General features: G+C 59.1%; 18 protein-coding genes and 1 pseudogene. 17 read left to right on the top strand and 2 right to left on the bottom strand.

The window, feature by feature from the left end; all coding sequences use genetic code 11:
- The first annotated feature begins 2 nt into the window (after nt 1-2).
- From PMI09_RS15825 to PMI09_RS15780, 10 genes are all read left to right on the top strand, one after another.
- A complete protein-coding gene (locus tag PMI09_RS15825; RefSeq protein ID WP_007796012.1) occupies nt 3-1151 on the top strand; it encodes an HlyD family secretion protein in 1149 nt (382 codons plus the stop codon).
- The gene (locus PMI09_RS15820) at nt 1148-2767 is read left to right on the top strand and encodes an MFS transporter (protein ID WP_007796011.1); all 1620 of its coding nucleotides are present in this window, start codon (nt 1148-1150) and stop codon (nt 2765-2767) included. The genes PMI09_RS15825 and PMI09_RS15820 overlap by 4 nt, the downstream gene beginning before the upstream one ends.
- Nucleotides 2768-2870: 103 nt before the next feature.
- Entirely contained in the window at nt 2871-4451 is a 1581-nt protein-coding gene (locus PMI09_RS15815; protein WP_037083228.1) for a sensor histidine kinase, read from the top strand.
- Complete coding sequence (locus tag PMI09_RS15810; protein WP_007796002.1) at nt 4444-5100, top strand: response regulator transcription factor; 657 nt, start codon at nt 4444-4446, stop codon at nt 5098-5100. Before PMI09_RS15815 ends, PMI09_RS15810 begins: the two co-directional genes overlap by 8 nt.
- A gap of 68 nt (nt 5101-5168) precedes the next feature.
- On the top strand, nt 5169-5537 hold the full coding sequence (locus PMI09_RS15805; RefSeq protein ID WP_007795999.1) for a response regulator transcription factor: 369 nt from the start codon (nt 5169-5171) through the stop codon (nt 5535-5537).
- A gap of 207 nt (nt 5538-5744) precedes the next feature.
- Nucleotides 5745-5954, top strand: a complete 210-nt coding sequence (locus PMI09_RS15800) for a hypothetical protein (protein ID WP_162130398.1) — start codon at nt 5745-5747, stop codon at nt 5952-5954.
- 428 nt (nt 5955-6382) lie between these two features.
- Nucleotides 6383-6595, top strand: coding sequence for a hypothetical protein (locus PMI09_RS15795; protein ID WP_007795992.1), 213 nt, complete (start codon nt 6383-6385; stop codon nt 6593-6595).
- A gap of 47 nt (nt 6596-6642) precedes the next feature.
- Nucleotides 6643-7827, top strand: coding sequence for an efflux RND transporter periplasmic adaptor subunit (locus PMI09_RS15790; protein ID WP_007795987.1), 1185 nt, complete (start codon nt 6643-6645; stop codon nt 7825-7827).
- A gap of 4 nt (nt 7828-7831) precedes the next feature.
- The gene (locus PMI09_RS15785; RefSeq protein WP_007795983.1) at nt 7832-10942 is read left to right on the top strand and encodes an efflux RND transporter permease subunit; all 3111 of its coding nucleotides are present in this window, start codon (nt 7832-7834) and stop codon (nt 10940-10942) included.
- A gap of 20 nt (nt 10943-10962) precedes the next feature.
- Nucleotides 10963-12210 (top strand): oxalate decarboxylase family bicupin, encoded by a 1248-nt coding sequence (locus tag PMI09_RS15780; protein ID WP_007795981.1) that lies wholly within the window; start codon nt 10963-10965, stop codon nt 12208-12210.
- A 74-nt stretch (nt 12211-12284) separates the two neighbouring features.
- Here PMI09_RS15780 and PMI09_RS32235 read toward each other — a convergent pair.
- A pseudogene (locus PMI09_RS32235) lies at nt 12285-12472 on the bottom strand (glycerol-3-phosphate ABC transporter ATP-binding protein); the annotation flags it as partial.
- 736 nt (nt 12473-13208) lie between these two features.
- On the opposite strand from PMI09_RS32235, the gene PMI09_RS15765 reads away from it, so the two are divergent.
- Nucleotides 13209-13895 carry a GntR family transcriptional regulator gene (locus PMI09_RS15765; protein WP_007795973.1) on the top strand — a complete coding sequence of 229 codons (687 nt, stop codon included), beginning with the start codon at nt 13209-13211 and terminating at the stop codon, nt 13893-13895.
- A gap of 42 nt (nt 13896-13937) precedes the next feature.
- Nucleotides 13938-14612: a GntR family transcriptional regulator gene (locus tag PMI09_RS15760; RefSeq protein ID WP_007795970.1), complete on the top strand. Its 675-nt coding sequence runs from the start codon at nt 13938-13940 to the stop codon at nt 14610-14612.
- A 6-nt stretch (nt 14613-14618) separates the two neighbouring features.
- Here the strand turns inward: PMI09_RS15760 and PMI09_RS15755 are convergent, their stop codons facing one another.
- Nucleotides 14619-16508 (bottom strand): bifunctional sugar phosphate isomerase/epimerase/4-hydroxyphenylpyruvate dioxygenase family protein, encoded by a 1890-nt coding sequence (locus tag PMI09_RS15755; RefSeq protein WP_007795967.1) that lies wholly within the window; start codon nt 16506-16508, stop codon nt 14619-14621.
- 249 nt (nt 16509-16757) lie between these two features.
- Here PMI09_RS15755 and PMI09_RS15750 point away from each other — a divergent pair, with 249 nt between their 5' ends.
- From PMI09_RS15750 to PMI09_RS15730, 5 genes are all read left to right on the top strand, one after another.
- Nucleotides 16758-17588 carry a transporter substrate-binding domain-containing protein gene (locus PMI09_RS15750; RefSeq protein ID WP_007795964.1) on the top strand — a complete coding sequence of 277 codons (831 nt, stop codon included), beginning with the start codon at nt 16758-16760 and terminating at the stop codon, nt 17586-17588.
- A gap of 104 nt (nt 17589-17692) precedes the next feature.
- The gene (aroQ, locus tag PMI09_RS15745; protein ID WP_007795962.1) at nt 17693-18136 is read left to right on the top strand and encodes a type II 3-dehydroquinate dehydratase; all 444 of its coding nucleotides are present in this window, start codon (nt 17693-17695) and stop codon (nt 18134-18136) included.
- A gap of 9 nt (nt 18137-18145) precedes the next feature.
- Nucleotides 18146-18814: an amino acid ABC transporter permease gene (locus tag PMI09_RS15740; protein ID WP_007795960.1), complete on the top strand. Its 669-nt coding sequence runs from the start codon at nt 18146-18148 to the stop codon at nt 18812-18814.
- Nucleotides 18815-18823: 9 nt separating this feature from the next.
- Nucleotides 18824-19462, top strand: coding sequence for an amino acid ABC transporter permease (locus PMI09_RS15735; protein ID WP_007795957.1), 639 nt, complete (start codon nt 18824-18826; stop codon nt 19460-19462).
- A 38-nt stretch (nt 19463-19500) separates the two neighbouring features.
- Nucleotides 19501-20265, top strand: a complete 765-nt coding sequence (locus tag PMI09_RS15730) for an amino acid ABC transporter ATP-binding protein (protein ID WP_007795954.1) — start codon at nt 19501-19503, stop codon at nt 20263-20265.
- The last annotated feature ends 11 nt before the right edge of the window (nt 20266-20276 follow it).

The raw sequence follows: 20276 nt of genomic DNA, 5'->3' as shown, positions 1-20276 counted from the left end.
TCATGGCCGACCAGCTTCGTATCACAAATCTCAGCCCGTCGCCTGCGACCAGTCGAGCACCGGCCGCAGAGGCGCCCAAGCCGATCGCGCAGCCTTCGACGACCGTGGCGACAATCCGGCGCCTCGCTATTCCGGTTCTTGCAGTCGTCATCGTTGGCGGCAGCGTGGCTCTGGTCATGGCAGATTGGAACCGATGGGTAGCGGGTGCTGCCCGGCAAGCGACCGATGACGCCGTCATCAACGCCGATGTCTCCGCCCTCAGCGCGCAGGTTAGCGGCACGATACGGAGCACGCCGATTGGCGACTATCAGCGGGTAACGAAAGGCCAATTGCTCGCGCAGATCGATCCTCGCGAGTACGATGCCGCCGTCGAGGTGGCGACGGCAAACCTGGCATCTGCCAACGCCTCGCTCGCAAACCTTGCGAACCAGATCGAATTGCAGAAGGCTGTCATTGAGGCCGCCGAAGCGCAGAACGCATCGGCGCTTGCCCAGCAGACGCAGACCGAGCTTGAGTTTCATCGGCAGACCAGCCTGGGCGATGCCACGTCGCAGCAGCAGCTTCAGCAGGCGCAGTCGTCCTATCTCCAGGCGCAAGCTGCCGTCAAATCGACCGCTGCCGCGATCGATCAGCAAGAAGCGCAGTTCAAGGTGCTCGACGGGCAAGAGCCGTTGTTGCGCGCGCAAATCGGCGCCGCACAGGCAAACCTCGACACGGCGCTGATCCGTCAGGGCTACACCAGGATCTATGCGCCCTTTGATGGCGTCCTTGGTCGCAAACTCGTCCACGAAGGCGATTTTGTTGCGGCCGGAACCAGCGTCAATTCGGAGGTCCCGCTTCCTAGCGTCTATGTGACAGCAAACTTCAAAGAGACCCAGCTTGCGCGGATGACCCCGGGCCGCACGGCCGAGATCACCATTGATACATTTCCGGGTCAGACGCTCCACGGCAAAGTCTCCCGGCTGTCGCCTGCAAGCGGCTCCATATTCGCGCTGCTGCCGCCTGACAACGCGACCGGCAATTACACCAAGGTTGTGCAGCGCATTCCGGTCAGGATCGATCTCGATCCCGGCCAACCGCTGATCGATCAGCTCCGGCCTGGAATGTCGGCCATCGTTAACGTCGATACATTGGCGGACACGACGCCATGAGTGTCGCACCGAGCGCCTTTGGCCCGGTGACCAGCGGCACGACGGCGAGCCGCCCTCACCTTATCGTCGCTGCGCTATTGCTCGCCTCCTTCGTGGTAGGCTTCGACACCAGAGTATTTAGCGTAGGCCTTCCGGATCTCCGGGGCGCCTACTCGTTGGGAATCGACGAGGCCTCGTGGCTGAGCACCATCGCCAACGCACCGCAAATTCTCGTCTCGTCGGCCGTGGCATGGCTCGCCACGGTGTTCGGCATCCGCCGCGTGATGATCCCTTCGAGCCTTATCTACGCTTGCATCTCGTTGGCGATCCCACTCCTCCATGACGGCTCGGCACTGTTTGCCCTTCATGCCGTAAGAGCGCTTTTGCTCGGCGTGTTCATTCCGGCAACGATCATGGTGATCTTCCGGAACCTCGACATGAAATACTGGCTGATCGGAATTGCGATCTACGCGCTTCGCGTTCCGCTCTCGCAAAGTCTCGGTTTTGTCCTCGTCGGTGTCTATGGGGATTATATCGGCTGGCAATGGCTGTATTGGCAGGACGTGATCGTCGCGCCACTCATCGCGCTATTGCTCATCGTAGCTGCTCCCAAGGAAGAGCTCAACGTCAGCCTGCTTGAAACTGCCGATTGGGGCGGCATGCTCCTGCTCGGTTCGTCAATGACAATGCTCTATGTCGCGCTTGACCAGGGAAACCGGCTCGACTGGTTCCAGTCAGGCATCGTCACGTCGCTTGTTGTGGGCGGCGGTATTCTAGCCATTGGATTTTTTATCAACGAGAGCGTGGTAAAACGTCCCTGGGCTCATGCGAGCGTCATCCTGTCGCGCAATATCGGAATTGGCTACGGCATTATCGTTGCCTTCACATTCTCGAGCTCGGGCGGATCGATTGTCATACCGTCGTTCCTGCAAAACGTCGCAGGGTTACGGCCGATCGCGATTTCGGAACTCTACGTTGTTGGTGCTGTCATTCCGGTCTTCGTGTTCATTACCCTGGCCGTCTACCTGCAGCGTCGGGTGGATTCGCGATTGTGCATCCTCATCGGTCTCGTGGCGATGGCCCTTGGATCCTTGATCGGTTCGAGGTTGACGATTGAATGGTCGCCGTGGAGTTTCCTGCCGGTCGTTCTCTTGTTCACAGCTGGCCAGTCATTTACCTTCTTTTCGACCGTCGTCTATCTGCTGGCGAACACCGATCCGAAGCGCGCGACGGCGTCGTCCGCCTATATCCAGGTCATCCGGCTCGGCAGTGCGGAGCTGGCTGTCAGCATATTGAACACATGGCTGCGGCAGCGCGAGCAGTTTCACTCCAACATACTGGGCGGCCCGATTGCGGCTTCGTCGCGCGATCTCCATGGCGTGATCAACAAACTGGAGACGCTGTTTGGGACCTCTCCGCGGGGAAGCCTGGAAGCCTTGTCGGCAGTCGCGTCGCAGGTCCGGGCGCAGGCCTATGTGCTTGCCTATGCCGATGGCTTTGTGCTGTCATTCTGGTTCGCGATGGCCGGCCTGTTGCTGGTGGTGTTCATGGGGGCTATGCCATTCGGCCCATTGCACCCCGATTTTGAACACAATGCGCCTCAAGCCGCCCCGGCAGCACAGGAGAAGGCCGCTTGATCGGCGGGCTGCCAACGATATGGTCGCATCGGGCCACACCTATGTATAGGTTAGATTGCGTCTGCAACAGGATATGCTCGCGCCCAAATAGACTGGGGGAACAATGTCTATAGTGTCAACTTTACTTCGCGCCCGCGATGCTGAAGGAGGCCACAACGTGGCCTTCGGCTTGATTGCCGTCGGGCTCGCCGCGGCCGTCTTTTATGTCGATACGTACACCGACATCGAGGGCGCCATCGCGGTGCTCTATGTCGTCATCATGCTGCTTGCCGCCCAGGCCACCACGCGCGTCGGCCTGTTTGTGATTGCGGCTGCATGTGCCGCTCTCACGCTCCTTTCCTACGCCATGACGCATGGGGACAATGCTGACCTTCAGTCTACCACCCGCCTGATCGTCGCTCTCGCGGCGCTGTTCGTAACGACGATGCTGTTGGTGAAAACGGAGACAGCGCGCCTTACGCTGCTTTCAATCAATTCTGCCTTGAAAGAGAGCGAGGCAAGATACCGTTCGATTTTCGATCGTACGCGCGTCGCGCTCTGGGAGCGAGACTATTCGAAGTTGCGGAGTTATCTGATGGATGTCAGGGCGCAGGGCGTTACCGACATCAAGACCCATGCGCGCACCAACCCGACCTTCGTCGATCATTGCATCGGCCTTATCAAGGTTGTCGCGGCCAATGAAGCGGCACGCGAGATGCTGGGGCCAGAATCTTCCGCAGTCGGCAGCCTGCGTCGATCCTTCATCACCGGGCAGGAACGGTTTCTCGACGTAGTGCAGGCAATCATGGACGGCGAGAGGGTCTTTGAAGACAAGGCCGAGGTACGCGCGGACAATGGCGAAGACAAACTCGTGCTGCTCAGTATCGCATTTCCCGAGGATCCGGCCGCATTCAACCGTGTGGTTGTCAGCATGGTCGATATCACACAGCGCGAAATGGCCCTTAAGGCCTTGGCCGAAGCACAGGCTGAGTTGACGATGGCATCGAAGGCCGCAACGGTCGGCGCAATGTCGGCATCGCTGGCACATGAACTCAACCAGCCGCTTGGTGCGATCGTGGTAAACTCTCAGACGCTCTTGAGGTGGCTTGATCGCGATCCGCCAGATCTCGCGGCTGTGCGCCGCTCGGCCGAACGAATGATCCGCGACAGCCAGCGCGCCAGCGACATTATCCAGAACACCCGCGGCCTTCTTTCTCCGTCGAACAACAAGCTCGAGAGTATCAGCCTGGACAGGTTGATCGACGAGACCATGGCTCTTATGGAGCACGAGCTACAGCGGAGTGGGACGACCGTGCATATCGAACGGAAGGCTCACATTCCGCCCGTCTCAGCCGTAAAGATCGAGCTGCAACAGGTACTGATCAATCTGCTTACCAACGCCATTCAGGCAATGGATGAGGCCAGCAGCCCGCAGAGGATCATCAAGATAGCGACAGCGCGGCCGGATATTGAGCATGTTAGTATTGCTGTGCGTGACACCGGACCCGGGATCACCGACGATGTGAAGGACAAACTGTTTGCCCCCTTCTTCACGACCAAGGCGGCCGGCATGGGTATGGGCCTGTCTATTTGCCGCACTACATTGGAAGCCCGTGGTGGAAAGCTGGATGGGACCAATCATCACGACGGTGGCGCGATCTTCGAGATGAGCCTGCTGATTAAGCCGGAGGTGGAACATGCCTGATACACGTAGGCTGCAAAAGGAGCCGCCTGAACCTGTGGTCTTTATCGTCGATGACGATCTCTCGATGCGAGAAGCGCTGACGGACTTGTTCCGATCGATGAAATTCGACGCTGAGGCATTCGAGAGCGCGACGGCCTTTCTGGAAACCGCGAACTTCAACCGTCCGGGCTGCATCCTCCTCGATGTCCGCTTGCCAGGTGTCAGCGGTTTGGACTTCCAGACGCAGCTGGAGCGCATCGGCAGCAAGATGCCGATCGTCTTCATGACGGGGTTTGGTGACATTCCGATGAGCGTGCGAGCAATGAAGGCCGGCGCCGTCGATTTTCTGACCAAGCCCTTCAAGGACCAGGATATTCTCGACGCCGTTGCAGCGGCGATGGAACGTGACGCTGCGCGCCGCCGGCAAAATGCGCAAAGCGAAGCGGTCGCTTCGCTGGCGGGAAGCCTTACCCCGCGCGAGCGCGAGGTCATGGAGGCGGTGGTCAAGGGGCTGATGAACAAGCAGATCGCCTATGAGCTCGGTATCAGCGAGGTCACGGTGAAGCTACACCGCGGCAACGTCATGCGGAAAATGGAAGTTCGCTCGGTCGCCGAGCTCGTGAGGAAGACAGAAATGCTGGGCGAAGGAGTACGACCACCTGTATCTTAGTATGATATCTTTGAATGGGGCGTGAGCGCATAACAAGAATGTGAAAGCAGTCAGAAAAGGTCGGTTCATTGCCCTCAGTCCCTACCATAGCCGTCGTCGACGACGACCAGGCCATCCGTGAAGCTATGGATGATCTCGTCAAGTCCTGCGGTTACGAGTGCCGTTTGTTCGCCTCGGCGGAAGAATTCCTCGTCTTCGAACCGCGATCAGCGATCGATTGCATGCTCGTCGACGTGAAGATGCCCGGCCTCAGCGGAATCGAACTGCAGGCAGAGTTGAACAAGCATTCGCAGCGTCCCCCGATGATCTTTGTCACGTCGTACAAGGACGAGCGGACGCGCAGCAGGGCAATGAACGGTGGCGCATTCGCCTTTCTTGGCAAGCCGGTCGATATCGAAAAGCTGATCGTTTGCCTCGAGCAGGCGCTCGCGCACTAGGTCGGATTGACGCGCCGCGGCTTCGATTGACGAGGCTTTAGCGCGTCGGATTATCGCCTATAAAAAACGGCCCGCCTGGCGAAAGCCAATGGGCGCATCTCAAATCGGTACTTCACCGGGACATGCCCTGACGACACCGTCTGGGCACGCGGTCCCGTGGTGCTTGCCCAGACATACCCGAAGCAATATGCACAAGGAGACAAGATGATGTTCTCATTCACGAACACCCAGCTGTCAGAGCGAGACGGCTTGCTGTCCCTGAGTGTCAGCCTGGTCAATCACGTCTCGCGTCGATCATATACGTTGCGGTGCGAACTGCGGCGCGACGAGCCTGGCCACACGATTGACGCGGCACGTTTCGACGAGCGGCTTCAATCGCTCCGCCGGTCGATCGACAACTCCTTTTCCGGCAATTGACCGCCGCACAACCTTCCATGAATCGACATCCGTCTACCCCTGTCAGCCGATCGCCAAGCGAACAGGTCAATGCTCGAGATCGTTTACCGCCGGCAAGAGCAGCCAGGAAATCGCGCTCATCCGCGGTTTGAGCAGTCACCCTGTCAATACCTATCTGCGCTCTGCCATGGGAGGCTGGACGTGGTCAATCAGATCCAGGCGGTCGCTGCCACGTGCTGTCTTCGGCTGATCTAATCGGGAACAATCGCCCTAGACGCACGCCGCAGCGGTCCAACAGCCGGCCGAGGTCATTGGCGCATTGGTGGCGACATCGGCGCCTGGCATCACGCTCATACCTTTTGCGAGATCCGACTAGACCTGCGTATAGATGTGCCGATGCCCATCCAGTTGTAGCCTTCTGTCATCACATTCATTGACAGGAGGACATGATGTCCAGGTTCAAAAACAAGCCAACCGTCCTGGCCCGGCTATTGGACGACATCGTCAAGTCAATCTCGATCCGATTTGAAGACGCCATCGAGGCGGCAGCACGCCGTCCTGAGGGTCTCTGGATGCAGCCTCAATACCTTCCTGTCCGCGTCCGCGCGGACGCAAGCCGGCGCACGGCTTCCTATCACCGCGATCGATCATCAATCGGCTGATGCCGCATCTCAACACAATGGTTCGATCTACATTTCTGGAGCCCGGAATGACAACCATCCGAACCATTGCTACCCCTCCGAAACACAGGCGATCTGCCGCAGCCGCCGCTATCGTTGTGCTCGTGGTCGCGGGTGTGTCGGCAGCGTCGTTCTGGGTCGCGGGAACCGGGCCGACCGCAGCAGCACCTGAGGCCGGCGCTCCGGCAGTGCCGGTCCAGGTTGCCGCACCGTCGATGCAAGAGGTGCCGGTTTATCTCAATGGCCTCGGCACTGTGCAGGCGAATTACACGGTCAACATCACGACCCGCGTCGACGGCGAGCTTCAGAACGTCCTCTTTACGGAAGGACAGGCGGTCAAGAAGGGCGATCTTCTCGCCGTCATCGACCCCCGTCCCTATCAGGCCGCGGCCGATCAGGCGGCTGCAAAGATCCAGCAAGATCAAGCCGATCTTGCCAATGCGCAGTATCTGCTCGCAAAAGACCAAAAGCTCTCCCAACAGCAGATTGCCACCCAAGAGACCGTCGAGCAACAACAGAGCCAGGTGGCGAGTTTCACGGCCCAGCTTGCCGAGGATCAGGCGGCCAAGGAAGCCGCCGACGTCTCGCTCTCCTATACGCAGATCCGATCACCGATTGACGGGCGCACCGGTATCCGCCGCGTCGACGCGGGAAACCAGGTCCACACGACAGACACCACGCCGATCGTGACGATTACGCAAACGCAACCGATTTCTGTGGTATCGACGCTTCGCGAAGACGATCTCGGCGCTGTTCGGGATGCGATGAAGTCGGGTCCCGTTGCAGTCGATGCGCTCGCGATGGACCAGTCCAGAACGCTGGCGACCGGCAGCCTTTCCCTGATCGACAACGTGATCGATCAAAACAGCGGCACCATCCGCATCAAGTCCACGTTCGAGAACCAAGACGACGCTCTGTGGCCGGGACAATTTGTGCTGCTGCGGCTCAGGCAGAAGACGCTTCATCAGGCGATCACGATCCCGTCGGCGGCGCTACAGCGGGGCGCGGATGGCTTCTTCGTCTACGTCGTCGATGGCAACGGCACTACCGCGGTCCGCAAAGTTGTTCCCGGGCCGATCGAGAAAGGCCGGGCCGTCATCACAAACGGGCTTGCCGGCAACGAGCAGGTGGTGACCGCCGGCCAGTACCGGCTCGATGTGGGCACACATGTGTCTGTCGAGCAAGGCTCATCAAACACGGCGCAGAAGGAGTAGCGTGGTGTCTATCTCCTCGTGGTTCATTCAAAGACCGATCGCCACCTCTTTGCTGATGGCGGCGTTGTTTGCAATCGGGGTCGTTGCCTACCCGCTCCTGCCTGTCGCGCCGTTGCCTCAGGTCGACTTCCCTACGATCCAGGTGTCGACGCAGTTCCCGGGCGCCGATCCGAAAACAATGGCCTCATCCGTCACGCAGCCGCTCGAGCGACAGTTCGGTCAGATTCCCGGCGTTACGCAGATGACGTCGACGAGCACGCTCGGCAGCAGCTCGATTACGCTTCAGTTCGATCTGTCACGCGATGTGGACGGCGCTGCACAGGACGTTCAGACAGCGATCAACGCCGCCGGCGGGCAACTGCCGACAGGCCTGCCGTCGCCGCCGACCTACCGAAAAGTCAACCCGGCGGACCCGCCCGTCATGGTGTTGGCACTAACATCGGACACGCTGCCGCTCACCCAGGTTGATGACTATGCCGAGAGCGTTCTCGCCCAGCATGTCAGCCAGCTCAATGGCGTTTCCCAAGTCCTGATCTTCGGCCAGCAGAAACCCGCCGTACGCCTACAGATCGATCCTCGTAAAATCGCGAACATGGGGCTGTCGCTCGAAGACGTCAGGACCGCTGTCACCGGCATCACCAGCAACGCCCCGAAGGGCTCCGTTCAGGGAGCAGAGCGTACGTACACCATCTACGACAACGACCAATTGCTGGATGCAGCGCCCTGGAACGATGCGATCGTTGCCTACCGGGACGGTGCGCCGGTTCGCATCCGCGATATAGGTCAGGCGGTTGATGGACCGGAGAACACCCAGCTCGCCGCCTGGGCGAATGGCAAGCACGCGATTTTGCTGCCGATCTTCAAGCTGCCGGGCGCCAATGTCGTCGAAACCGTCGATCAGATCAAGGCGACGCTGCCTCTGCTCCAGGCGATCGCGCCCGCAGCCATTCATCTTTCGATCCTCAGCGACCGGACCGAGACAATCCGTGCGTCGGTGCTCGACGTCGAGACGACACTAATGATCACCATCGCGCTGGTGGTCACGGTCATCTTCGTCTTCCTGCGCACTCTCTGGGCAACCGTCATCCCAAGCATTACAGTGCCGTTGGCGCTCCTGGCGACGCTGGCTTTGATGTATCTCGCCGGATTCAGCCTCGACAACCTGTCGCTGATGGGATTGAGCATAGCTGTCGGCTTCGTCGTCGATGACGCGATCGTCATGGTGGAGAACATTCATCGCCACATGGAGATGGGCAAGACGCCGAAGCAGGCTGCCATCGATGGTGCCCGCGAGATCGGCTTCACCATCATCTCGATCAGCATCTCTCTGGTCGCGGTCTTCATACCGCTGCTTCTAATGGGTGGCATTGTCGGAAGATTGTTTCGCGAGTTCGCCATTACCGTGACGATGACAATCGGCGTTTCCGCACTCGTCTCGCTGACCATTACGCCGATGATGGCCGCCCGGTTCCTGAAACCTGACGAGGCGTCCGGCCATGGAAAGCTCTATGTTGCATCCGAGCGCATCTTCGACCTCATGCTTGACGTCTATCGGCGCACACTCGACGTCGCGCTGCGCCACCATCGCCTGACGATGGTCGCATTCCTTGCCTCGCTCGCAGCAACTGGCATCCTCTTCGTCAACATTCCGAAAGGCTTCTTCCCGACGCAAGATACGGGCCTGATCACCGGCATCCTGGAATCTTCCCAGGATATCTCGTTTGCCGAAATGGCACGGCATCAGGTGGAAGCAGGCAATATTGTCGCGAGCGATCCAGGCGTTGCGACAATCGGCATGGCTGTCGGCGGCGGCTCGGGGCTGACGGTTAACACGGGCCGCATGTTCATCACACTCAGGCCGCGCGATGAGCGAGACGCATCGGCGAGCGAGATCATCAACCGGCTGCGCACGAAGCTGGCACAGATGCAGGGCGCGCAGCTTTTTCTACAGCCGGCGCAGGACATCAATGTCGGCGGCAGGAGTTCGGCCACGCAGTTCCAATACACGCTGCAGGATGGCGACGCTGACGAGCTCGACGACTGGTCAAACAGGCTGCTGGCCAAGTTCAAGACCCTGCCTGAGCTGACCGACGTCGCCACGGACCAGCAAAATGGTGGCGCTACCGTCACCCTGGCAATCGATCGCGATCAGGCATCCCGCTTCGGCATATCCCCCCAGACGATCGACAACACGCTCTACGATGCCTTTGGTCAGCGCCAGGTCACACAGTATTTCACCGACTTGAACAGCTATCATGTCGTCCTTGAGTTGGCTCCGCAGTTTCAGAATTCGCCGCTGGCGATCAATGGCCTCTACATCGAGTCGCCGCTGACCGGCGAACAGGTGCCGCTCAACCAGCTGGTCAGGCAGACCACCGAACCGACGGCGGTTCTCGCGGTCAATCATCAAAGCCAGTTTCCCTCCGTCACGCTGTCCTTCAACCTAGCCAAGGGCGTGGCGTTGAGCCAGGCGGTCGCAGCCATCGGCGAGGCCGAGGTGGAGATGGGCAAGCCGGCGACGTTGATCGGCAGTTTCCAGGGTAACGCCCAGGCCTATCAAAGCTCTCTGGCGAGCGAGCCGCTGCTGGTACTTGCTGCTCTCGCGGTCATCTATCTCATCCTCGGCGTGCTATACGAGAGCTACGTCCACCCGCTGACTATCCTGTCGACCCTTCCCTCCGCTGGTCTCGGCGCGCTGGCGATGCTGTGGCTCTTCGGCTTTGACTTTACCGTAATCGCCCTGATCGGCGTTATTCTCCTGATCGGGATCGTGAAGAAGAACGGCATCATGATCGTCGACTTCGCCATCGCGGCTCAGCGCGAAGAGGGCTTGTCACCGGAGGATGCGATCCGGCAGGCCTGCCTGCTGCGCTTCCGTCCGATTATCATGACAACTTGTGCGGCGCTGCTTGCCGGCATGCCTTTGATGGTCGGTCACGGCACCGGCTCGGAGCTTCGCCAACCGCTCGGCTACGCCATGGTTGGCGGCCTTTTGATCAGCCAGGTCATGACACTCTACACAACACCGGTCGTCTACCTCTACCTCGAAAAGCTCGGCGAACTGATCCGTCGAAAGCGACCTGCAGTTCCCGGTGTTCCAGCGCCGGCGGAATAGTCCAAACAGGAGTGACAGCCATGGAACCCTTATCAAGACGCACAGTGCTTGCCCTTGGAGCGATGGGAGGCACGGCGCTCGCGGCGGGTGCCGCCCACGCCGCCAGCTTCGGCAATCCGGATCAGCCGGCCGAGGGCGCGATCAATGCCAATCGTGCCGGCCTTTCGGATCCCGGTCCGAAAAACCCCGCGATCAACGAGCAATTTCCCTCGTTTCAAAACCCGCCAGCAACGGATGTGGGTGACATGCAGCTGTTTTGGGGATCGTTCAACAATGCCGCCAAGCGCATCCAGAATGGAGGCTGGGCGCGCCAGGTCACCAAGTCGGATTTTGCGATCTCCGAGGCCGTTTCCGGCGTCAACATGCGGCTCGGTCCCGGCGGCATCCGCGAGATGCACTGGCACCGTGCCGCCGAATGGGCGATCATGACCAACGGGCGCTGCCGCGTCACGGTTCTTGATCCCCAGGGGCGAGCCTATGTGCAGGATGTGGAGGCAGGCGATCTCTGGTATTTTCCAGCCGGATTCCCTCATTCGCTGCAAGGACTTGGGCCGGATGGCTGCGAATTCGTGATCGTCTTTGACGAAGGCGACCAATCCGAATATGGCACGCTGCTTCTGACGGACTGGCTGGCGCACACATCGCCGGAACTTCTGGCCAAGAACTTCGGCGTGCCGCAGGAGACGTTCAAGAACATTCCGTTGCAGGATCTCTGGATCTTCCAGGGCAAGGAGCCCGGTCCGCTTTCGGCCGACCAAGAGGCCGTCGCTTCTGCTGGACTGCCGCCGTATCCCTTTACCTACAGGCTGACGGCCTCGGCTCCACTGAAGCAGAACGCATCCGGCACGATCCAGCTTGCCGACAGCAATAGCTTCAAGGTGTCCAAAACCATTGCGGCGGCGATCGAGACGATTAGGCCCGGAGCCGTGCGGGAGATGCATTGGCACCCGAATGCAGACGAATGGCAGTATTGGATCAAGGGGGAAGGTCGAATGACGGTGTTCGACGCCGGTCCGCGCAGCCAGACGGCCGACTTCCGGCCGGGTGATATCGGATACATAAAGAGAAGCCAGGGCCACATCATCGAAAACACCGGCAAGACGGATCTGCAATTCGTGGCCGTCTTCAAGGTTGCTGAGTATCAGGAGATAGGCCTGTCGTCCTGGCTGACGCACACGCCGGCAGCGCTTGTGGCACAGCATCTCAATGTCAGTGTCGCCGACATTGCGAAATTCCCTGCCGATCAGCCGGGTATCGTGCCGCGCTGAACCCCGATATCGCGGCGGCGCCAGGCGCCAAGATGCCCCTTTTCTCCCGTCATCGACTGGAGAACAGACAAAGCGCCGGCGAAAAGCTCGTCAGGGTGCTTACAGATCTCGTCGGAGGTACCGACCTGCTGGATGTCACCGGCTTTGAGAATGACGATGCGATCGCAAGCGTCATTCCCTCGGCCTGGTCGTCGGTCACGTCGATGATCGCTGTGCCGACGGCTCGGTGCAGCCGCTTGATTTCGGTACGGGTCGTGGCACGTCAACTTCGTTGAAGACAAGGAATCGTCGAGTGGTTGGCTGGGCACCTTTCGGCCTGGCGTGACGGACCAGCTTAGTCGACGCTGTCGGCAACGATACGCGAACCGCAGCTAAAAGCCACAAGTCGTAAAGAACATACAAAATGTCGCACATGCGATATCACGTAATTAAATGAAAGCTAATGTGCGTCACAACGAAATAAATCGCGCGCCAAGCGCGCCGGGAACGCATCAAATGACTCCGTCCGAATTCAGGGCGGCGCTCGCTGTCACTGGATTGACGGCAAGCGTCGCCGCAGAGCTTTTTGGCGTCGATGAACTCGCTAGCCGTCGGTGGGCGTCGGGTGAGCAGCCGGTCCCACGTGCCGTTGCGCTCAGTCTGTGGCTGATGGCATCCTATGGCGTTTCAGTGGCCCAAGCGCGAATTCTTTCAGAAAGTCCAAAATTGCCAAAGTCGGCTTGAGCGCTTAGGCCCGGAATCTCCTGTTACCGCCGGAGGCCTCTTCCGAGCGAAGGTCGGCGTCGTGGTGAGGCGCTGAGGGGCCGCCTGATCTTGCTCAGCCTCTGCGAAAGGCGGCATTTCTATCAAGGCTGTGACGCAGGTTTGGGGTTCCTACGCGATGGAATCGGCGGCGACCCGTTCCCACTCATGATCCTGCGCCCAATCCGCGCTACTTATTGAATTTGGCCTAGCTATCCGGATATATAGGAGGAAAGAAGAAATCTCGGAGACAGACCGTGCGCCAGGAAATTATTGAGGAAACTGTCGCTGAGAGCGGTTATCGGCAAATAAGGGCGGACATAATATTCGGGCGCCTCGCGCCCGGCCAGAAGCTCAAGCTGGAGAATTTGAAAGGCGCTTACGAGACCAGCGTCAGTACGCTCCGGGAAATTCTCAACCGCCTGACGTCTGAAGGGCTCGTTGTGGCTGAAGGTCAGCGAGGCTTTGAGGTTGCACGAGTATCCGTTGCGGACCTCAAAGAGATCGCAGCTCTGCGCCTGCTTCTCGAAGAGCACGCGCTCGAACAGTCCTTCGAACAGGGCGATGTGGAGTGGGAGGCAAGACTGGTGTCTGCTCATTACAAGCTTGCGCGGATGGAACAGGTCATGGCGTCGGGCGACACAAGCAGAGCGGAAGACTGGAAGCGCTACGACTGGGAGTTTCACCAGGCCCTGATTTCCGCCTGCGGATCGCGTCTGCTGATGGAGACCCACTCGGCCGTTTTCGACAAATACCTGCGATATCAGATGGTTGCGCTGTCCTATCGCGGCAGCGTTGCCGAACAGGAACATAGGCAACTTCTGGAGGCCGCGTTGCAACGCGATAGCAAGACCGCAAAGAAGGTCCTGCAGTGTCATATACAAGCAGGCGTCGAGCATGCGCTTGGAAAAGGCCTGTTATCCGCCGTGCCACGACAATCGTGATAGTCGGCACTCTCGTAGTGCCTGAGCAAAGCAGAGGACCTCATGCTCAAAATTGCCGGTGAACCTTCCGAGACTGTAGGCGACGTCGTTTTCCGGCAGATCCGTCAGGACATCATTTCCGGCGCCTTGGCGCCTGGTGCGAAAATCAAACTTGAGCAAGCCAAGGAGCGCTATTCGATTAGCGTATCGTCGCTGCGCGAAATACTCAGCCGCCTGACCACGGAGAACCTGGTGCTAGCGGAAGGCCAGCGCGGCTTTGAAGTCAGCCCGGCCTCCCGCAAGGAGCTCGAGGAGCTCGCCGATCTGCGTACCGTGTTGGAAACCCATGCGATCGACCTTTCATTTTCGGCCGGAAATCTCGAGTGGGAGGGACGCATCGTCGCCGCCCACCACAAGCTGGCGGCAGCGGAGAAGAAACTGCTAGCAGGCGATACATCACGCACCATCGACTGGGTTCGCTATGATTGGGAATTTCACCAGGCGATCGTATCGGCTTGCAATTCCGCAACACTCATGGCGGCGCTATCTTCTGTGTTCGACAGGTTTTTACGCTATCACATGCTAGCCCAGAGCTTTCGCGGTCAGGCCGTCGTTGACGACCACAAGCTACTTTTCGAACTTGCCTTGAAGCGCGACATCGAGGGCGCTCGAGCCGTCATTGCCCGGCATATAGAAAGCGGCGTGGCGCACGTCCTGAAGAGCGGTCGCATCGACTGACGCCGATCAGACGGCATCCTTCGGGACACCTTCGGGCCGCATCTGCCTCTTGAGTGCAGCAATACGGAAAATGGCGTTCGGCGCGCCATAACCCCGATAGCCGCGTCGTTCGACGATTTCGAAGAAGAACCCCTCGCCGTAGGTGCCGCTGTAGAGCTGGAAATATTCTCCATGCTCATCGCGGTCATAAAGGATGTTTTCTGCCTTCAGGCGCTCGGTGAGATCGGCATCCAAACCGAAGCGGGCTTCGACATCGTCATAATAGTTCGGTGAGATATGGAGCGGCTTGAAGCCTTGCTTGCGAAGCGATCTGGCGGTGACGAAAATGTCGTCGGTCGAAAAGGCCAGATGCTGGATGCCCGAACCGAATTTTTCGGCGATGAAGTGACCGGCGAGCGTGCGGCGGTTCTCCGCGCCATTCATTGTAAGGCGCAGCCTGCCGGTTTCATTTTCAACGACCTGGCTGCGCACAACGCCGCTCGGATCGATGATATCAACCATTGGCGTCTTTCTGGTCTCGAAAATTGAGGTGTAGAAGAGCAGCCAGGTCAGCATTTCATCATAGGCGACCGTCTGGGCGATATGGTCGAACTGCAGCAGTCCGGCGCCAGCCTTGCCGCCGTCTTCTGAAACCGGCTCGAAATCGATTTCCGAGAAACGGCCGAGCGGGCTCTTGTCGTCGATGAGGTAGATCAAGCCGCCGCCGACGCCGCGAATTGCCGGCAGTTCGAGTTCGCCATCGGCAACGGCCTGTTGGAAGGGCTCAGCATCCATCGCAAGAGCGCGCCGATAAGCTTCAGTGGCATCCTCGACAACGAGCGCCAGAGCATAAGCGAATGTGCCGTGGACTGCATAGGCAGCGCTTGCAAAACCGAGCGGATCGGCATTGACCAGAATCCGGATGCTGCCCTGTTCAAACAACGTCACCTTTTTAGATCGATGGATGGCCCTCTTGCGGAAACCCAAGGCCTGTAAGAGCGCAATCAGCTCGACGGCCTCATCTTCATCGGTGGCGAATTCAACAAAGCCAATACCCCTGACGACAGCACGTTCCGGCATGGGAACGCCGATCGGCGTCTGCACATTGCGGCGAACCTGGTCGGCCAGATAGATCAGCGAACGATGACCATCCGCGGCGATCGCCCGCGTGGAGCCGCCACGAAACTGGTCATTGAAGATCTCCAGCGAGAAATAGCCGTCATACCCGGTCGACGCCACGGCCTCGGTGAACGCTGTTACCGGCAGATCGCCCTCGCCTGGCATGTTGCGAAAATGGCGGCTCCAATAGAGCAGATCCATGTCGATCAGCGGCGCATCGGCCAATTGTACGATGAAGATCCTCTCCTTTGGAATCGACCGGATCGAGTTGATATCAATCTTGCGCGAGAGCGAATGGAAGCTGTCGAGGATAAGCCCGACGTTCGGATGATTAGCGCGACGCACGATCTCCCAGGCATCGCGGTGGTCGTTGACGTAGCGGCCCCAGGCGAGCGCCTCATAACCCACCTTGAGGCCGCGTTTGGCCGCGCGCTCACCCAATTCGTGAAAGTCGGCAGCCGCGCGATCGATGCCTCCAAGCGCTGCCTGCGAGACGTTCGAGCAGACAAGCACCATGTCGGTTCCGAGCTCCTGCATGACGTCGAACTTGCGTTCAGCCCGGTCGAAGGTACGGCTTCGAAGCCCATCCGGCATGCCTTCGAAGTCGCGGAAGGGCTGGAAAAGCGTTATCTTGAGCCCGAGATCGTTCGCCATCTTGCCGACGTCGGCGGGGCTCCCGTCAAAGGCCAGAAAGTCGTTCTCGAAAATCTCGACACCGTCGAAGCCCGCGCGCGCAATGGCTTCAAGCTTGTCGGGTAATTCGCCGCTGAGCGTTACCGTCGCAATCGAGGTCTTCATAATTCAAAACCCTTTCCATCGGCGCACCGGAGCGCCGCCATGGGCCACTTTGCCTGACGCGCCAACTCTCGATCATGGCATTATGCCAAATGTCGTGAACATTTCAAATCAATTGGTCAACTCAAAAGTATCATATGATTTTTAAAAACTATGTTGATTTATAGCAGATCCTCTGGCAAAAGTTGGTCATGCAGTCGGGAGAGGATGACTGTTGGGTCCCGAGCGACCGCCAAAAAGGAGGAGGAATCAATGTTCAAATCGCTGCTGACGCGCCGAAATGCGATGCTGGGTGCCGCTGCTGTCGTAGCTGCCATCGGGCTTGCCAATCCGGCTGCCGCCGTCACGCCCGAAGAAATCAAAGCCAGAGGAAAGCTTATCGTTGGCATCCAGGGCGACAACCCGCCGTGGGGCTTTGTGACGAGCGGCGGCAAGCAGGACGGCCTCGATGCCGATATTGCAACGCTTTACGCAAAGGAACTGGGCGTTTCCGTCGAATTCGTGCCGCTGGAAGTCAACAACCGCATTCCGGCCCTGACCACGGGCCGCGTCGACGTTCTCTTCGCAACGATGGCCATGCTGCCGGAGCGCGCCAAGGCCGTTCAGTTCAGCAAGCCTTACGTCGCCAACGCCATCGTGCTGATTGCGCCAAAGTCCATGTCGGTCAAAACGAATGACGACATGGCCAATCTTTCGATTGGTGTCGCGAAAGGTGCGGCTCAAGATACCCAGGTCACCAAGAACGCACCCCAGAGCGCTACGATCCGCCGCTTCGACGGCGATGCACCCAGCGTCCAGGCGCTGGTGTCCGGCCAGGTGCAGGCGCTCGGCGGCAACATCTTCTACATGGACCGTGTCGAGAAAGCCCGTCCGGGCGAATTCGAAAACAAGCTTGAGTTCCAGAAGCTCTACAATGGCGCTTGCACACGGCTTGGCGAGAAGGAGATCAACGCCTCGATCAACGCCTTCGTCGACAAGATCAAGGCCGATGGCGAGCTCAAAAAGATCTATGACAAGTGGATGAAAGTGCCGGTTCCCGAGTTCCCCGAGAGCCTGGACGGCATTCCGTTCACCGCCAACTGAGCCACTAACCGCTTGGCAAAAGCAAACTGGCGGGCGTTGCGATGCCCGCCGACGGTGTCGCGACGCCGAAAAGCACGGCTTTGCGCGTTTCGAGGAGCGCGATCATGAACAATACGATATTTGTGCTCAACGGGCCCAACCTGAACCTGCTCGGCCAGCGGGAGCCCGCCATCTACGGCGCGACAACACTGGCGCAGATCAAGGAAAAATGCCTCGCCAAGGCAAATAACCTTGGGTTCGACATCGACTTTCGCCAGACAAATTTCGAAGGTGAGCTTGTAGAGAGCGTACACCAGGCACGCAACGAGGCCTGCGGCATCATCATCAACCCGGCCGGCTACACCTTCACGTCGATTGCACTACTGGACGCGCTGAAGACTTTCGATCCGCCGAAAATCGAGCTGCATATCTCCAACGTGCATGCGCGTGAGAGCATCTATCACAAGTCCCTTATCTCTCGTGCAGCAACGGCAATCATCATTGGGTTTGGCGCAGCTGGCTATGAATTGGCGATCCAAGCCATGGCCGGGATGGTCGAACGCGACTGAGGAGAGGTGATGAACTACACGTTGGATTTCACGCCGGTCATCGATGGCCTGCCGAGCCTGCTCCTCGGCTGTCTCGGCACGTTGCTGCTTGCCATTTGCGGCATGCTGCTGGCAATCGTGATTGGCATCGGCGGCGTCGCATTGCGCGATTCGCGCTACAAATCGCTGCGCTGGCTGGTGATCGGCTTCGTCGAGCTCATTCGCAACACGCCGTTCCTGGTTCAGATCTTCTTCCTGTATTTCGCCCTCCCCCTTGCCGGCATCCGGCTGGATCCGACGCCAACGGCGATCATCGCTCTTGGGATCAACGGCGGCGCCTACGCCATCGAGATTATCCGTGGCGGCGTCCAGTCGATCTCGAAGGGTCAGATGGAAGCCGGCCTCGCGCTCGGCCTGCACAAGGCGCAGGTTTTCCGCCTCATCATCCTCAAGCCGGCGCTGAGGGCGATCTATCCGTCGCTGACCAGCCAGTTCGTGCTGCTGACGCTATCGACCAGCATTGCCTCGGCCATCTCGGCCTATGAGCTCACCTCGGTTTCGCAGCGCATCGAGTCGGAGAGTTTCCGCAGCTTCGAGGTCTATTTCACTGTGACGGTTTTCTACCTCGTCATTTCTTGGCTGATGATGCGCCTCTTCGCGTTCTTTTCGGCACGTTATTTCGCCTATCCGGTCAAGTAGGAGCAATCGATGGGCAGCGAAGAATTCGTCTTCCTTCTGATCGGTCTGAAATGGACCGTCGTCTTGTCCGCGGTTGGCTTCGTCTGCGGATGCATTGCCGGGCTCGGTGTGGCGCTCGCGCGCACTTCGGAAATTCCGCTGCTGGAGCGAGTGATGGCTGGCTACATCGCGGTCTTTCAGGGAACACCACTGCTGATGCAGCTCTTCGTGGTCTATTACGGACTTGCCCTGATCGGTTTCAAGCTCGATGCCTGGGTGGCTGTTGCCATCGGCCTGACGCTGCATGCCAGCGCCTATCTCGGCGAAATCTGGCGTGGCTCGATCGAAGCGGTTCCGCACGGCCAGACCGAGGCCGCAAGAGCGCTCAGCCTCAAATATGTCTCGCGCATGAAGGACGTCATCCTGCCACAGGCTCTGCGCATCTCACTGCCGGCAACGATCGGCTTCCTCGTGCAGTTGATCAAGGGAACCTCGCTCGCCTCCATCGTCGGTTTCACGGAACTCACCCGCGCCGGCAACATCATTTCCAACCAGATCTTCGAGCCGCTGACGGTCTTCGGGATCGTGGGCGCGCTGTATTTCCTGATGTGCTGCCCGTTGACGATTTTCGGCGCCCGTCTTGAACGGAAGTTCGTCGCGTCGCGGTGATCTCCGGCGCCTGCCACGAAAGAGACGGAATTAAACTCATGAACAGTCCTTTGCCCGCATCGACCACCGAAACCATTATCACCATGAACCACGTGGAGAAGTGGTATGGCGCCTTTCAGGCCTTACACGATGTCAACCTGTCGGTTCGCAAGGGCGAGAGGATTGTGCTGTGCGGTCCGTCCGGCAGCGGAAAATCGACGCTGATCCGCTGCATCAATCATCTGGAGACCTATCAGAAGGGGGAAATCCGCGTCGGCGGCATCCTGCTCGGAAACCAAGCGAAGGCAGTCGACGCGATCCGCCGCGAAGTCGGCATGGTCTTCCAGCAGTTCAATCTCTTTCCCCATCTGACCGTGTTGCAGAACTGCATGCTAGCGCCGATGCGCGCGCTTGGCGTTGGAAGGGCGGAGGCAGAGGACCGCGCACGTTCTCTGCTAGGCCGGGTCAAGATCCTCGAACAGGCAGGCAAATATCCTGTGCAGCTTTCAGGTGGCCAACAGCAGCGCGTCGCAATTGCGCGGGCGCTCTGCATGCGCCCGAAGGTCATGCTCTTCGATGAGCCGACCTCAGCTCTGGATCCCGAGATGGTCAAGGAAGTGCTCGATACCATGATCAGCCTTGCCGACGAAGGCATGACGATGGTCTGCGTGACGCATGAAATGGGCTTCGCCCGACAGGTCGCAAACCGCGTCATCTTCATGGCGAGCGGCGCGATCGTCGAGGAGGCGCCTCCTGCGGAGTTCTTCACCAATCCCAGCCATGAGCGCACACGCAAATTCCTCGGCGAAATCCTGCGCAACTAGGACCTTTGAGG

It is taken from the genome of Rhizobium sp. CF122 (assembly GCF_000282035.1).
GTDB lineage: Bacteria > Pseudomonadota > Alphaproteobacteria > Rhizobiales > Rhizobiaceae > Rhizobium.
The sequence above is the reverse complement of the archived record's forward strand: the minus strand, read 5'-3'. Positions and strand labels throughout refer to the sequence as shown.

Bases quoted from the DNA above. Each gene is read 5' to 3' on its own strand.
- PMI09_RS15825 (WP_007796012.1), top strand. From the start codon at position 3: ATGGCCGACCAGCTTCGTATCACAAATCTCAGCCCGTCGCCTGCGACC.
- PMI09_RS15820 (WP_007796011.1), top strand. From the start codon at position 1,148: ATGAGTGTCGCACCGAGCGCCTTTGGCCCGGTGACCAGCGGCACGACG.
- PMI09_RS15815 (WP_037083228.1), top strand. From the start codon at position 2,871: ATGTCTATAGTGTCAACTTTACTTCGCGCCCGCGATGCTGAAGGAGGC.
- PMI09_RS15810 (WP_007796002.1), top strand. From the start codon at position 4,444: ATGCCTGATACACGTAGGCTGCAAAAGGAGCCGCCTGAACCTGTGGTC.
- PMI09_RS15800 (WP_162130398.1), top strand. From the start codon at position 5,745: ATGTTCTCATTCACGAACACCCAGCTGTCAGAGCGAGACGGCTTGCTG.
- PMI09_RS15795 (WP_007795992.1), top strand. From the start codon at position 6,383: ATGTCCAGGTTCAAAAACAAGCCAACCGTCCTGGCCCGGCTATTGGAC.
- PMI09_RS15790 (WP_007795987.1), top strand. From the start codon at position 6,643: ATGACAACCATCCGAACCATTGCTACCCCTCCGAAACACAGGCGATCT.
- PMI09_RS15780 (WP_007795981.1), top strand. From the start codon at position 10,963: ATGGAACCCTTATCAAGACGCACAGTGCTTGCCCTTGGAGCGATGGGA.
- PMI09_RS15760 (WP_007795970.1), top strand. From the start codon at position 13,938: ATGCTCAAAATTGCCGGTGAACCTTCCGAGACTGTAGGCGACGTCGTT.
- PMI09_RS15755 (WP_007795967.1), bottom strand. From the start codon at position 16,508: ATGAAGACCTCGATTGCGACGGTAACGCTCAGCGGCGAATTACCCGAC.
- PMI09_RS15750 (WP_007795964.1), top strand. From the start codon at position 16,758: ATGTTCAAATCGCTGCTGACGCGCCGAAATGCGATGCTGGGTGCCGCT.
- aroQ (WP_007795962.1), top strand. From the start codon at position 17,693: ATGAACAATACGATATTTGTGCTCAACGGGCCCAACCTGAACCTGCTC.
- PMI09_RS15740 (WP_007795960.1), top strand. From the start codon at position 18,146: ATGAACTACACGTTGGATTTCACGCCGGTCATCGATGGCCTGCCGAGC.
- PMI09_RS15735 (WP_007795957.1), top strand. From the start codon at position 18,824: ATGGGCAGCGAAGAATTCGTCTTCCTTCTGATCGGTCTGAAATGGACC.
- PMI09_RS15730 (WP_007795954.1), top strand. From the start codon at position 19,501: ATGAACAGTCCTTTGCCCGCATCGACCACCGAAACCATTATCACCATG.